The organism is Aeromonas sp. Y318-3 (genome assembly GCF_027706185.1).
Taxonomy (GTDB): domain Bacteria; phylum Pseudomonadota; class Gammaproteobacteria; order Enterobacterales; family Aeromonadaceae; genus Aeromonas; species Aeromonas veronii.
The window spans coordinates 181,626-194,806 of sequence record NZ_JAPDCN010000005.1 but is presented as its reverse complement, the minus strand read 5'-3'; the positions used below and the strand labels follow the sequence as shown (position 1 = coordinate 194,806).

12 protein-coding genes are annotated in these 13,181 nt (G+C 58.9%); 4 read left to right on the top strand and 8 right to left on the bottom strand.

What is annotated here, in order from left to right:
• Positions 1 to 222: 222 nt before the first annotated feature.
• The 3 genes from OKB77_RS09085 to OKB77_RS09075 all read left to right on the top strand — a co-directional run bounded on the left by OKB77_RS09085 (position 223) and on the right by OKB77_RS09075 (position 1,105).
• Positions 223 to 393 (top strand): hypothetical protein, encoded by a 171-nt coding sequence (locus OKB77_RS09085; RefSeq protein WP_270817428.1) that lies wholly within the window; start codon positions 223 to 225, stop codon positions 391 to 393.
• Between the two features lie 102 nt (positions 394 to 495).
• A complete protein-coding gene (locus OKB77_RS09080; protein ID WP_160171051.1) occupies positions 496 to 660 on the top strand; it encodes a hypothetical protein in 165 nt (54 codons plus the stop codon).
• A 214-nt stretch (positions 661 to 874) separates the two neighbouring features.
• Complete coding sequence (locus OKB77_RS09075) at positions 875 to 1,105, top strand: hypothetical protein (RefSeq protein WP_270817427.1); 231 nt, start codon at positions 875 to 877, stop codon at positions 1,103 to 1,105.
• Positions 1,106 to 1,492: 387 nt separating this feature from the next.
• On the opposite strand, the gene OKB77_RS09070 is transcribed toward OKB77_RS09075, so the two are convergent.
• The 8 genes from OKB77_RS09070 to OKB77_RS09035 all read right to left on the bottom strand — a co-directional run bounded on the left by OKB77_RS09070 (position 1,493) and on the right by OKB77_RS09035 (position 11,862).
• On the bottom strand, positions 1,493 to 2,158 hold the full coding sequence (locus tag OKB77_RS09070; protein ID WP_323670580.1) for a PepSY-associated TM helix domain-containing protein: 666 nt from the start codon (positions 2,156 to 2,158) through the stop codon (positions 1,493 to 1,495).
• 21 nt (positions 2,159 to 2,179) lie between these two features.
• Positions 2,180 to 4,222, bottom strand: a complete 2,043-nt coding sequence (locus OKB77_RS09065; RefSeq protein ID WP_042053461.1) for a TonB-dependent receptor — start codon at positions 4,220 to 4,222, stop codon at positions 2,180 to 2,182.
• Between the two features lie 295 nt (positions 4,223 to 4,517).
• Positions 4,518 to 5,555, bottom strand: coding sequence for an acyltransferase (locus tag OKB77_RS09060; protein WP_204480741.1), 1,038 nt, complete (start codon positions 5,553 to 5,555; stop codon positions 4,518 to 4,520).
• A gap of 223 nt (positions 5,556 to 5,778) precedes the next feature.
• The gene (pbpG, locus tag OKB77_RS09055) at positions 5,779 to 6,690 is read right to left on the bottom strand and encodes a D-alanyl-D-alanine endopeptidase (RefSeq protein WP_005336410.1); all 912 of its coding nucleotides are present in this window, start codon (positions 6,688 to 6,690) and stop codon (positions 5,779 to 5,781) included.
• Positions 6,691 to 6,951: 261 nt separating this feature from the next.
• Positions 6,952 to 8,418, bottom strand: a complete 1,467-nt coding sequence (yjeM, locus tag OKB77_RS09050; RefSeq protein ID WP_265776146.1) for a glutamate/gamma-aminobutyrate family transporter YjeM — start codon at positions 8,416 to 8,418, stop codon at positions 6,952 to 6,954.
• Between the two features lie 435 nt (positions 8,419 to 8,853).
• Positions 8,854 to 9,732: a DMT family transporter gene (locus tag OKB77_RS09045; protein WP_322874429.1), complete on the bottom strand. Its 879-nt coding sequence runs from the start codon at positions 9,730 to 9,732 to the stop codon at positions 8,854 to 8,856.
• Positions 9,733 to 9,765: 33 nt separating this feature from the next.
• Positions 9,766 to 10,686 (bottom strand): ABC transporter substrate-binding protein, encoded by a 921-nt coding sequence (locus OKB77_RS09040; protein ID WP_081253328.1) that lies wholly within the window; start codon positions 10,684 to 10,686, stop codon positions 9,766 to 9,768.
• 120 nt (positions 10,687 to 10,806) lie between these two features.
• Positions 10,807 to 11,862 carry a porin gene (locus tag OKB77_RS09035; protein WP_019444867.1) on the bottom strand — a complete coding sequence of 352 codons (1,056 nt, stop codon included), beginning with the start codon at positions 11,860 to 11,862 and terminating at the stop codon, positions 10,807 to 10,809.
• A gap of 221 nt (positions 11,863 to 12,083) precedes the next feature.
• Here OKB77_RS09035 and glpX point away from each other — a divergent pair, with 221 nt between their 5' ends.
• A complete protein-coding gene (gene glpX / locus OKB77_RS09030) occupies positions 12,084 to 13,094 on the top strand; it encodes a class II fructose-bisphosphatase (protein WP_005336386.1) in 1,011 nt (336 codons plus the stop codon).
• The last annotated feature ends 87 nt before the right edge of the window (positions 13,095 to 13,181 follow it).

The window sequence follows — 13,181 nt, the reverse complement described above, 5'->3', positions numbered from 1 at the left end:
GGCGCACCTCGTACCGTGGTTCAGCTATGCCACCTCCGAGGGTGGATACACGGTGCTGATGATGCCAAATACTTGGCAAATGCATTTCCGGAGCTGACAGATGCCCAAATTGCCAGAGCCTGCCGCTATTTGGCAACAGTGGTAAGGCGACACATAAATCTGATGCAAACAGGTGGTAATTCACCTCGGAAAAACTGGGTCCATGAATGGTGAGGGTTCGCGATGAGTAAGAAGAGTGAGCACAAGCATAACGAGTGGCGCCGTCTCACTGTTTTGCTGACAAATGATCAATTTAAAAAGCTGGAGGAAGCCAGAGCCATCTTTCAGCAAACAACCGGCTTTGAAATAGGCATGAGCCCATTCGCTGCCAAAGCCATGGAAAAAGGTCTGTAGACCTAATGATGTTCTGAGCGCCTCTAGTTGGGGCGCGGTCGTGCGCTGGTGGCCCCAGCCAGTTCAGTAAAAGTGGGGCACTTACTTTAAGGAGAACGAGTTATGTCAGAAGAATTATCAGAGACTCAAGAGCCGCAACCAGAGACAAAACCCCGCAGAAAGTACAAGGCCAATGGGGCGCATTCTGCCAAGCGTTCGGCTTTGCGCAAGCTGGCAAAGCGGGGAGCAATCGTCGGTAGCTGGGATGCCAAGTGGTTTGGTTTGTGAGCTCGCCCCAGTGTTTTTGTGGTGGGTCCTTCCTCCGGGGGGATCCCCTGCGGGGGCATGGACGCCGCGGCATTTGATATCTGCGAGGCGGCTGGAAGTGGAATTTATGTTTATATCTGGCGGCAAATCCTGAGACTTTACATGCGTTGCGCACTTGAGGAATTGTAAACTGTTCCTCTATTGGCAATGGTGTACTGAGGAATTCTGACGCGCTATGAAAAACCACACGCAAGTTCCTGCATTGATCCGCCGCTGTGACATCGAGCTATTGCTTGGGGGGATCGGTAGAACCACATTCTATCGGCGCCGCCAGGAGTGGGCTGCTCAGGGTACCCCGTTCCCAGAGCCCCTCAACTGGATGGCCAAGGGAGGTACCCTGTGGCGCCGTCATGAAGTGATCGCCTTTTTGGTGGCGAGAGGATTAATGTTGCCTGAGTCGCCTTGATGCCACTCACGCGTAGCCTGTCGTTGTATCATGCCATATCATGACAATGCATTTAGTTTGGGGGTATTTTTGGGGGTATAAAAGAAAGTCTCATTGAAATTATCTGTTATTAAACAATGTGTTATATTTCAAGTTCGATAGAGACCCCGACCATCAAATTCATGACAAAAGGCCATCAGCAATGATGGCCTTTTGTTTTTTGGCGTTCCTGCGTGTTGGAGCGTTGCTGCTGAGCAGGCAGTACTTCCCGTTACCTCTTGGTATCCCTTCTCTTTTGCCGCTCTCCGTTATTTCCTTTTCTTGATGTGGCCGCCGGCATCACCGCCAGCGGCCTGTTTCTATTGCGGTTTTTTCCAAACCTTGCTGCATCAGAACATGGTTGCCGCACTATCCCAGCAGGGCAAACAGCAGGGTACCGAGGGTGCCTGCGAGCGTCAGCGCGATGATGGCTCTGGGTGTGCCGTGCAGCTTGGTCCACATAAACAGGCTGGTGAGGGCGAGCAGCAGCAGGGCCAGGGCGGCGATATCGCCAAACAGCTGCCAGCCGAGGCCGGTGCCCATGCCGCGGTGCAGCCGGTTGAGGCTGGCGGCAAAGTTGGCCAGTTGCAGGTCGGTACGTACCAGCAGGGTACCCTCAACATAGCTGGCAGCCACGCTCTGGCTGAGGGTGACGCCGCGCATTTCCCACTTGGCGGGCAGGATGAGCAGGCCGTTCGGGGTGGGCAGGGTCTGGGCCGGGGTGATCATGGTTCGCCCGTCGGCAAAGGTATCGGGATAGCGCTGTTGCAGCAGGATTTTCAGCTGCTCCGGGCTGGCGAGTGGCGCCTTGAGCACTATCTCTTCACTCGATTTGTCGGTGTGGGGGCCGGGGATGGGCAACACGGCACGGTGTTGCAGCCAGAGACCGGTGATGCCGTACATCAGCATCAGGGCGAGGGTAAAAAAACCGGCCCAGGCATGGAGGCGGCGTACCCATTTGTTGTTGTGAAGGGGAACTCTTCTGCGTTTCATCGTGGTTGCTTCATAAAAAACTGGCCAGCAAGGGCTGGCCAGTCGGGGTGGTTGTCACAGAGTTCAGAAACGGTAGGTACCGGTCAGGCTCAGCTGACGGGGTGTACCCGGCATGATCTGGTTGGCACTGGTGGCGCTGACGAAGTACTCGTGGTCGGTCAGGTTTTCGGCGCTCAGCTCGGCTTCCCACTGCTGCCAGCGATAACCGGCGCGCGCATCGAAGCGGGCGTAACCGGGCAGTGTGGTGGTGTTGGCGTTGTCGGCAAAGCGATCGCCCACCGCCGTTACTCCGGTTTCGCCGAACCAGCCCTGCTCGCCACTCTTGTAGCCGAGATAGAGCTGGCCATTCTGACGGGAGACGTTCATCGGGCGCTTGCCCTGCAGATCCGCATCCGCCTTGACCTGCTCCGCATCCTGAATGGCGAAGCCGCCACGCAGATAGATCTCGTCGGTCAGCTCGGCACGGGCGCTCAGCTCGACACCCTCGGTACGCTGCAGGCCGGTGAGGATCACCTTGGTGGGATCAAGCGGATCCTTGGTGCGCTTGTTGTACATCTCCAGTCGATAGAGGGAGAGGGTGGTCGCCAGCTTGCCGTTCAGCCAGTCACTCTTCACGCCACCTTCGTAGAGGCGGGTGTGCTGGGGTTCCAGCCCGTTATTCTTGTCGCCCGGGGTGATGCCGATCAGCTCGCCGCCCACCGGAGTGAAGGTCTTGCTGTAGGAGGTGTAGAAGGCGTGATCCTCTAGGGGATTCCACACCAGACCGAGGCGCGGGCTCAGGCTGTTGACCGAGACGCTCTCCTCCTTGTTGAGGTCGTAGCGGCGACTGGTGACGGTGAAGTCGTCACGGCGCAGCCCGCCAACCAGATGCCAGTCACCCAGGCTGAGCTGATCCTGCAGATAGAGGCCATTGCCGCGCACCTTGTGTTTGGCGTCGCTGGAGAGCTTCATGGCGCCATTGTAGGTAGGCAGTGAGCCCGGATCGTAGAGATTGCCAGACGGAATGGCGGTGGCGTTCTGGTAGAGCTTGGGTGTGCGCTCCTGCCAGTTCTGCTCGAAGCCAACCAGCAGGCGATGTTCCACCGGGCCGGTCTGGAACAGACCTTCGGCCTCGGTGTTGCTGATCAGGTTCTTCGCTTTCAGATCCTGCTGCCAGCGGGAGCGGGTCACCTGATCCCCTTTGACGCTGGTGACATAGGTGTTGTCAAACTGGCTGTCGAGGGTGGAGTAACCGAGCTGCTGGCGCAACTGCCACTGATCGTTGATATCCCAGGAGAGGCGTGAGCGGGTGGATTGTGCCACGTCATCGATGAAGTCGCGGCTGGTATCGCTGTAGACATACTCTCGCGGCACATCGGCCGGACGGCCATTGACCCCGGGAATGCCGCGATCCGGGGTGCGGTCATGTTCGTTGCGCTCGTACTGCACCAGCCAGTTGAGGTTGTCGCTGATCTCCCAGTTGGCGGAAGGGGCCAGCAGAGTGCGCTTGCTCTTCACGCCGTTGCGGAAGCTATCTTTGTCCTCTTGCGCCATGTTGAGGCGCAGTTGCACCTGCTCACTCGCCTCGCCATTGAGGTCGGCGGCCAGACGCTGGCTGTCAAAGCTGCCGACCCGGGCGGTGACGCTGGACTCCTGCCCTTTTTGCGGCTTCTTGCTGACCCGGTTGACGATGCCCCCCGTGCTGCCGCGGCCGTAGAGCACGGCAGCCGGGCCCTTGAGCACTTCCACCCGCTCGATGTTGCCGAGATCCCGGGTGTACTGCATGTCGTCGCGGAACCCGTCGAGATAGAAGTCGTTGCTGGCGCTGAAGCCGCGGATATTGACCCCGTCGAAGCGGGTGTCACCGCTGGCGTTGACCCCGGGAATGCCGCTCAGGGCCTCACTCAGCGTTGGTTGGCCGAAGGCGGTCAGCTCGCTGACCTTGACGCTGTCGATGGTCTGGGGAACCAGCTTGGCTGGCGTATTGGTACGGGTTGCGGTGGCAACTTCCTGATGCTGGGAGCGTTTGCCAACCACAGTCATGGTTTCATCGGTGGCCTGGGCAGTGAAGCCGGTGCCCAGCAGTGCCAGCGAGACCAGCGTTCTGCGAAAGTGAGGGTGCTGCATATTCAATATTGACTCTTTGGATGTCGACCTGACGGCTCGAACATATTGATTTAATTATAATTAGCCTGGCCCGCTTAAGCGGGATGCCAATGATATTGATTTTCATTTGCCTGGCAAGGTGAAAATAGAGGGGGGGCTGTGGGGGCAGGTTTTACGGTTGGGGAAGCGCGGCTGAAAAGTAGAACCATTGCAGCAAACTGCGGTAATGAAGCGAGAGCAAAAAGGGCGTAGCGGAAGAGAAAGGGGCTAAACGTGAAGAGGTATCCGGCCCGATAGGACGGGCCGGATACCGGACTCAGCGAGTACGCAGCAGTAGGCGGGTGAGGGGCTGGGCCGCCAGCAGGCGATAGGCCAGCAGAGACGCTCCCAGCAGCAGCGGCACCTTGGCGATCTCCCACTGGATGGATGCGCCCTGCGGGCCGAACACGAAGAGCCAGACCACCAGCATCATGTGCAGGCAGTAGATCCCTAGCACTTTGGGGGCCTGGCGTTCAAGCCAGCTGCCCTTGCCCCAGTCGGGGTTGGCCAGCAGCAGGCCAAACAGACCGAGAGACCAGGGAAGGGAGCCGAGCAGGAAGTCGTGGCGGGTGAGCGGCACTGCGGCGAAGTGCTGCAGCGCCCAGGCTTCACAGCCATAGAGCGCCACGCCCGCCAGCAGCAGTTGCCAGCCGGTGCGGGCATCGGGCTGCCACTGACGCTGGCGCAACAGGGCCCCGAGCGCCACAAACAGCAGGGAGAAGAAGGGGCCGTTACGGGTGAGCAGTGGCCACTCGGCGCCCAGCAGCGGCTTGGCATAGGAGCCCCCCAGCAGCGCCAGCAGGTAGAGGCCAAGACCCAGCCAGAGGGCGAGCTCTGGTCTGCCAAGCCGGTAGCAGAGTGCCAGCAGGGTCACCGCCATGATCAGGGCTGGCAGGAACCAGAGGTGGATCATGCCGCCCACCAGCCAGCCATTGAGGGGGTCGCCGAGCTGGAATTGCCACTGCCCGCGCAGGGAGGCCAGATAGCCTTGCTGCACGGCATCCAGCGGATTGAACGGCACCAGCAGGTAGACCAGACTCCATACCAGCCAGAGCAGCAGCAAGGGGTGGCAGTAGCGCCAGGCCACGGTCAGCGGCGCTTCGCGGCTCAGTCTCGGCTGCAGAAAGTAACCGGCACAGAGGAAAAACAGCGGCACGGCAAAGCGGCATAACTGGTTGATGGTGCCGCTCAGCCAGAGCCAGGATCCACTTCCCCACAGGGCGGGATTGAACGGATTGGCGAAGGGGGATACGTGAATGGTCATCACGGCCAGAATGGCCAGTACCCGCCCGCACTCGATACTGGAAATACGCATGGTGGCTCGTCGTTACAGGGGTTGTGATGGCACGCTAAAATTCTTGCTGCCAGGTTACAACCAATTGATTCTATTAGTGTGAATCACGCTGTTGAGTAGTTACGTTTTGTAACGGGATGGCGGAAGGTGTTACCTGTAGCGGGAACTGGATCCCATTTTTTGGGCGCGCTCATGCAGATAAAAAAAGCGAGGCAGGTGCCTCGCTTGGTTGGGGATCTCGAGCTTACTGGTGAGTCAGCATGCTGCTCTGGTTGGCTGCCAGGGTGGTTCTGCCCGAGCTCTCCAGCCAGGTTTTGATCCGCTTGGCGTCGGCGACCCGATCGTTGGTGGTCTCGGCATTGAGCAACACCATGATCACCGGCTCACGATTGACCTTGGTACCCAGCACCAGACAGCGGCCCGCTTCGCGGATATAGCCGGTCTTGGAGAGGGTGAACTCCCATTGCCCTTCGCGGATCAGCCGGTTGGAGTTGAGGTAGTGCAGCTGACGCTTGTTGGTGCGCACATAGCTCTGCTCGTCGGTGGAATATTGGCGGATCAGCGGATAGGAGGCCGCTGCGGCGGCGAGTTTGGCGAGATCCTGCGCGGTGGAGACATTGCGTGGGTTAAGCCCGGTGCTGTCGGCGTAGCGGGTATTCCACATCCCCAGCATGCGGGCTTTGGCATTCATCGCCTCGACGAAGGCACGCTGGCCGCCGGGATAGTGGCGGGCCAGCGCCGAGGCGGCACGGTTTTCAGAGGACATCAGGGCGATATGGAGCATTTCGGCGCGACTGAGCCTGGAGCCGATGGCCAGGCGCGAGCCGGTTCCCTTGATGCGGTCGATGTCGGCATTGGTCACCGTGAGCATTTCGTTAAGGCGCAGGTTGGCATCCAGCACCACCAGCGCCGTCATCAGCTTGGTGAGTGAGGCGATGGGCATTACCCGGTTGCCGTTGCGCTCGGAGATCACCTCGCCGGTTCTGTGGTTGGCCACCACGAAGGCAGCCGAGCTGAGGTTGGGCACATCCCGTCGCTCGAGAAAGCCGCTGCTGCTCTTGCTGCTGGCGGAAAAGGGGTTGGCATGGGCACTGTCCATAGTGGCCGGCAGCATTACTGCGCCAAGCAACAGGGGAAGGAGGGAACGCATCATCATGATCAGCTCTACCGGACGAAATACAGGGATATCTCGCTAAGTTATATGTCGTGAACTGGCGCTTCACAATCATTCTCACCTTGATATTGATAATTTACGGCGTTGAGCGTGCTCTGACGGCGAGGAGTTCGTAAAAGAGGTCTCTATGGAGTCTTTTTTTTGCATTGAAACTATGGGCTGGCCGTGATGGCGAGCGGAAGCCGGCGCTAAAAAAAATCGGGACCAGAACGGCCCCGATTGGCATGGAGCATTGCCTACCGTTTAGTGGGCATCTTCCTGCTTGATCTTGAAGCGCATGGCGATCACCACGAACAGCAGTGGGCCAATGATGGTCCAGACGCCGGTGGAGATATCGCCGGAGATAAAGGGGGCGACCACGGTAAAGACGTTGCCGAAGGCGACCAGGATCAGGCTGATGATGGTGGCAAGCAGTACCGAGCCCGCGCTCTTGAAGAAGATCAGGTCCTTGCCCAGCGCCGGGTTGTTGCGATAGCGATACCAGGCGTAGATGAGGAACATGTAGGGCAGGGTCATGCCGACGTTGGTCATGGTGATGATCAGCTCATAGAGGGCGGCGGCCCCTTCCGGGTTGATCAGGGTAAAGATGGACTTGGCGGCAATGAACAGACAGACCACCCAGGCTTGCACCTTGAGGGCTTCAATCCGCACGCCATTCTCGTTCTCGCGCTGGAAACGCTCCGGCCAGAAGTAGCTCGGGGTGCCGGTGATGAACTGGCGCAGCGGCGCGTAGGAGAGGGCGATAAAGGCACCCAGATAGCTCAGGAACATGCCCAATCCGGCAAAGCGCATGAACACCTGTCCCAGCCACTCGCCACCAAGATGTCGCCCCAGCTCCAGCATGATGATGAAGAGGGCGGAGAGAGAGGTGATCCCCTCGGCCGGGAAGTCGCTCCAGCGCATGATGGCGCCGACCGCCAGAAAGCCGATGATGTAGCAGAGCACGATGAAGGCGCCGGAGAGGAAGATGCCGCGCTTGAGGTCACGCTCCGGATCTTCCAGCTCGTCAGCCACCCCGGCCATCGCCTCGACCCCGCCGTAGGCGAAGATGGCGAACACCATAAAGCCGAGGAAGGGGATGATGTCGTTGAAAGCGGCATTGGGAGAAGCCGTCAGCGATGCCTGGGTGAAGGGCTCCTGCAGAGTCATGCCGCTCACTGCGAAGGTGAAGACGCCGCCGACCAGCAGCAACACGTTGAGCGCCACTACGGAGAGGCCGCCGATGGCCGCCACCTTGGCGAAGCGGGCGCTACCCAGGGTGATGAGCTTGGTGACGGTGGCAACCAGCGCGATGGCGACCACACCCAGAATAAAGGGGCCAAAGTCGATGCCGGTACCCAGGGTGACCGGGATGACGGTGATGTCGCGGCCAAACAGCATGAAGGAGAGGGGCACCCACATAGAGAGCGCCTTGCCAAACATCCAGATGACGTAGGAGGCGAACCACATGGTCAGCCCGATAAAGGCGTAACGGGTCGAGACCGAGTGGCGCATCCAGGTAAAGATGCCGCCCGCCTCTTTGCGAAAGCCGGTGCCGAATTCGATCATCATCAAAATGAACGGGATGAAGAAGAACAGTCCGCCGATCACGAACATCGGAATGGCGGCATATCCCATTCGGTAAAAACCGATCCCGATATTGGTGACGCCAAATACCGATGTTAATATCATCAATATAAAGGCGCCCAACTTCAGCTTTTTTGCTGACATATTAAAAACTCCCTGATGGTGCTGGATTTAAAATAATCAAAAATTAAACAGACGAAACTGGCCCCATTAATAACGCGGTAGCGCCATGCCATCCTGCTGTGGAGGGCGCGATCAGGTCATCTCTGACCGGGCTGGCTTACCCGTCAGGCGGTCAATGAATGTATGGGCGGAGCGGCATGGTCTGTGCCATGCGCGGTATTGGTCAGCGTTGCCGAAAATTAACTGTGAACGATTTTATCATTAATGCTGATGGGCAGGTAAGTTTCCCGAATGAAGCTGTGGTTGAAATGAACAGACCTGCCAGTTAATTGATACGTTGCGGATGTAAACATTTACGCCCGGGCCGACACTTATTTCCATTATTGGTATTCGGCATATTTGGCGGAGTGAATTACGCCATCCTGCCTGATAAATGCGCCCCAATGGCGACAGCGCTTATCCTCCCAGCCGGGTCAGCAGCACGCCGCCAGTGATAATGGCCGCCGCCGTCAGCCGCATGCGCCCGAGCGGCTCTTTCAGCAGCCAGACCGAGAGCAGCATGGCAAACAGCACACTGCTTTCGCGCAGAGCCGCGACCACGCCAATGGGGGCTTGGGTCATGGCCCAGATAACAATCCCGTAGGCGAGCAGTGACATGGCACCCCCGGTGGCGCCAACCAGCGCATATTGACGGATCTGGCGCCATGCGTTGTGTTTCTGGTGGACGAGCAGCACCAGCAGCATCGCCAGCCCGGTACAGGCAAAGAGCCAGAGGGTGTAGCGTACCGGTTCACCCCCTGCGCGGGCGCCGGCCCCATCCGAGAGGGTATAGGTCGCCGTGAACATGGCCGTGATCAGTGCCGCCCGAACTGCTTTGCTGTCAAGGCGCTGCTGCCCGCCTCGCCAGGCCATCAGCAAGACCCCCATGATCAGCACGCAGGCGCCGATGATGCCGCCGTAACCGGGGTAGTCCCCCAGCAGCAGGGCACTTAACACCATGGCGAGCAGCGGGGCACTGCCACGGGCCAGCGGATAGATCTGGCCAAAATCGCCCTGATTGTAGGCATGGCTGAGAAACAGGCAGTAACCGATATGGAGTAGGACTGAGAGGCCGAGCCAGGGCAGCTCGGCAGCAGAGGGAAGCCCCATGGGCAGCAGCGCCACGGCGGCGATAAGCCCTGAGAAGATCGCCACCAGTGACACGCCCACCAGCCGCTCTTCGCCAATTTTGACCAGCGCATTCCAGCTGGCGTGAAGCAGGGCTGCCAGAAGAACGGCAAAAAAGACGGTGGTGCTCATGGGAAAGGGCTCTCGGGCGATGGGGGTCAACAGCATACCCGCCCGGAGCCTGATTGGCCGAGATCTTTATCAAGGCTTCGGCTTTGCGGGGCTCGCCTCCTGCGTGGTGGCGTTACCCAGCTGCCCCAGCACCAGTTTGGGATGGGGGTCGGTCTGCAGCGGAATATCCTGCAACTCTGTTCCCTGCTGATGGCGATGGATGATCCCGGCGGCCATCTTGCCCAGCGCCTCGTAGCTGCTGATGGTGCCAACGCTGCAGCCGTGTTCGACGAACAGCTCGGCACTGCAGATGGTAGGGATGGCAGCTTCGTTGAGCGCATTCAGCAGGCGGGGGGCGATGGAGAGCAGATAGCTGTCTGCGGCCAGAAAGACGATGTCGTTTTTGGCATCCTGTTGCAGCCGCTTCAGTTCTTTGTCCAGCCGCCGTGGGTCAGGGGCCATTCGCCAGGTGACCATCTGCCACTGATAGCGTTTCGCTTCATTGAGCAGCATATCAGCCACCAGCAGGGTGTTCTGCTCACGGGGGTTGAAGGGTAGCAGCAGCCGTTTTCCGGTGGCCAGATGCTCGCTGGCGTTGGCCAGTTGCAGTGCCATCGGCACCATGTTGCTTACCCCGGCCACCATGCTGTTCTGGGCTTTGTCTTCCGAGAGGATGTCTGCCCCGACCGGATCGGATACCACGTTGAAGATCAGTGGCTTGCGGTTGGCCACCAGACTCTTGGTCATGGTGGTGGCGGTGGTGCCAAAGGTGTAGATGTAGTCGTATTCGGCCAGTTTCGGCAGCATCTGCTGGCGCAGCATGGTTGCCAGCGCCGTACGATCCTGATCGGCGTTATAGGTGGTGATGGTGGCCTGATAGCCAAGACGGGTCAGCTCTGCCCGAAAGCCCGCTTCGGCTGCGGTTTCACCGCGCCACAGCACCATGGCGATAGAGAGGGCGTGAGCGGGAAGAGCCAGCAGCAACAGCAGGACGAAAGGCAGCCTGACCATGATCATCTCTCCGGCGATACATCTACTGTTGAGCCTAGGCCACTTTCTCCGGTCGTGAGCGACGCTCAGCAAAAAGCGCGATGGCAAGCCATCGCGCTTTGGGGATCCGCAAAACCTCGATTAGAAGTCGTAGCGGGCAGCCAGCTGGAAGTCATCCTTGACGTTGAGCTTGCCGCTCTCCTTGCTGTCCAGATTGTTGATACGGTACTCGCCAATCACCCGCAGGTTCTTGTTGAATTTGTACTGGGCACCCAAGGTGTAGTAATCCACGTTGTCTTTCTTGATGCCAGCCTTGTCCTGCTCCTGTTTGTTCCACAGGGCCATCAGACCGAAGCCGTTCTCGAAGTTGTAGCCCAGCGCGGCTTCCCAACCGGTGTGATCGGTGCCGGTCGCCAGGAAGTCGCTGCCATCCGCATAGCTCAGGGCGGCGTAGGCGGCCTTGTTGTCGAACTTGGCGGAGATCAGCCACAACTTGGCATCTTCTTCACCGCTCTTGTCGCGGATACCGACGTTGTAGGCGGTACCCAGTGACAGGTTGAACGGGAAGGTATAGGCCACGGCAGCACCGTAGGCGGCGTCGCTATCCTTGCTGGTGGTCTCTTCGGTGTCACCACCGTCGAACTTGTAGCTGGTGTCGAGCTGGAAGCCATTGAACAGACCGGAGTATTTCAGCACGGAACCGGCGCGGTTAGTGGCGAAGGTGTCGGTCTTGGCGCCCAGCGCTTCGTTGCCGTAGCCGTCGGAGAGGGAGACATCAGTCCAGTCGGCCAGGAAACCCGGGGCCCCTTTCTGGCGACCGAAGGTCACGGTGCCCCAGTCAGCGCCGACACCGGCGAACGCCAGACGGGTGCGCAGGTTGTCGGAGTTCTCGCTGATGGTCTTCTCGCTGTCATTGATATACATCTGTACTTCGTACTGAGCCAGAGCCTTCAGGCCGCTCTGGATCTGGGTCTCGGCCTTGGCGCCGAAACGGACAAACTGGTTGGCACCCTGTTTGTCGCTGTATTCGCTTTTCGGTTTGCCGCTGGCATCCAGTTCCTTCTTATCACCAAAGAAGTGGCCAGCGTAGATACGGCCATAGAGATCCAGCATGGAGGTGTCATTTTTGTACACTTCAACGGCTTGAGCCTGGAAGGCTGCGGTGAGAGCCAGTGCCACTACAGTCAGCTTTTTCATCTTAATCCCTTGTGGTGTTGCAAGCTTTTGTTTTGAAAACGGGGTCATGCTAGGCAGCGGGGATGACAGCGGGGTGACAGTTGGATGAAGAGTCGATGGCAATTGGGTTGCAATTGGATGAATTGGCTACATTCTTGCTCGCAGCGGCTACTTTTGTGCGCAAAGGTTTGCCCTTGTGGTAGAATGCCGCCCGTTTTCGAGCTCCATAGGTTGGATATGCGATGAGACGTGAACTGGCAATCGAGTTTTCCCGAGTGACGGAAGCGGCTGCACTGGCTGGCTACAAGTGGCTCGGACGTGGTGACAAGAATATCGCTGATGGGGCGGCCGTTGCGGCCATGCGCCACATTCTCAACCAGATCGAGATCGATGGTGAGATTGTGATCGGCGAAGGTGAAATTGATGAAGCGCCGATGCTCTATATCGGCGAGAAGGTTGGTACCGGACACGGCGACGCGGTGGATATCGCTGTCGATCCCATCGAGGGTACCCGCATGACTGCCATGGGGCAGGCCAACGCGCTGGCCGTGCTGGCGGTGGGCGACAAGGGTTCTTTCCTGAAAGCGCCTGACATGTACATGGAAAAGCTGATCGTCGGGCCCAAGGCCAAAGGCGCCATCGACCTGGATCAGGCTCTCGAGCTGAACCTGAAGTCCGTGGCCAAGGCGCTGGGCAAGCCGCTCTCCCGCCTGACAGTCATTACCCTGGCCAAGCCGCGTCATGACAAGGCAATCAAGGAGATGCAGGGTCTAGGCGTGCGGGTGTTCGCCATTCCTGATGGTGACGTTGCCGCCTCCATCCTCACCTGTCTGCCGGACAGCGAAGTCGACATGCTGTATGGCATCGGCGGCGCACCGGAAGGGGTGATCTCCGCGGCGGTGATCCGCGCGCTGGATGGTGACATGCAGGCCCGTCTGGTGCCGCGTCACCGCGTCAAGGGCGACAGCCCGGAAGTGCGTGCGCTGGGCGAGCAGGAAATTGCCCGCTGCGAAGCGCTGGGTATCGATGTGAACAAGGTGCTCAAGCTGGAAGACATGGCGAAGAATGACAACGTCATCTTCTCCGCCACCGGCATCACCAAGGGTGATCTGCTGGATGGCATCACCAGCGATGGCGTGATGGCGACCACCGAGACTCTGTTGATCCGTGGTAAATCCCGCACCATTCGTCGTATCAAGTCGATCCATTATCTTGAGCGTAAAGACAGCGTGGTTCGCGATATCATCCTGTGATGATGGCTCGCTGAACCGGCTGTGTCTGAAGCCCGATCGCCCGTGCGGTCGGGCTTTTTGTTGTGCGCCAGCTACGTTTGTGCCGCC

Excerpts from the sequence above, each read along its gene's own strand:
- glpX (WP_005336386.1), top strand. The coding sequence starts at position 12,084 with ATGAGACGTGAACTGGCAATCGAGTTTTCCCGAGTGACGGAAGCGGCT.
- OKB77_RS09075 (WP_270817427.1), top strand. The coding sequence starts at position 875 with ATGAAAAACCACACGCAAGTTCCTGCATTGATCCGCCGCTGTGACATC.
- OKB77_RS09060 (WP_204480741.1), bottom strand. The coding sequence starts at position 5,555 with ATGCGTATTTCCAGTATCGAGTGCGGGCGGGTACTGGCCATTCTGGCC.
- pbpG (WP_005336410.1), bottom strand. The coding sequence starts at position 6,690 with ATGATGATGCGTTCCCTCCTTCCCCTGTTGCTTGGCGCAGTAATGCTG.
- OKB77_RS09040 (WP_081253328.1), bottom strand. The coding sequence starts at position 10,686 with ATGGTCAGGCTGCCTTTCGTCCTGCTGTTGCTGCTGGCTCTTCCCGCT.
- OKB77_RS09045 (WP_322874429.1), bottom strand. The coding sequence starts at position 9,732 with ATGCTGTTGACCCCCATCGCCCGAGAGCCCTTTCCCATGAGCACCACC.
- OKB77_RS09085 (WP_270817428.1), top strand. The coding sequence starts at position 223 with ATGAGTAAGAAGAGTGAGCACAAGCATAACGAGTGGCGCCGTCTCACT.
- OKB77_RS09080 (WP_160171051.1), top strand. The coding sequence starts at position 496 with ATGTCAGAAGAATTATCAGAGACTCAAGAGCCGCAACCAGAGACAAAA.
- yjeM (WP_265776146.1), bottom strand. The coding sequence starts at position 8,418 with ATGTCAGCAAAAAAGCTGAAGTTGGGCGCCTTTATATTGATGATATTA.
- OKB77_RS09065 (WP_042053461.1), bottom strand. The coding sequence starts at position 4,222 with ATGCAGCACCCTCACTTTCGCAGAACGCTGGTCTCGCTGGCACTGCTG.
- OKB77_RS09035 (WP_019444867.1), bottom strand. The coding sequence starts at position 11,862 with ATGAAAAAGCTGACTGTAGTGGCACTGGCTCTCACCGCAGCCTTCCAG.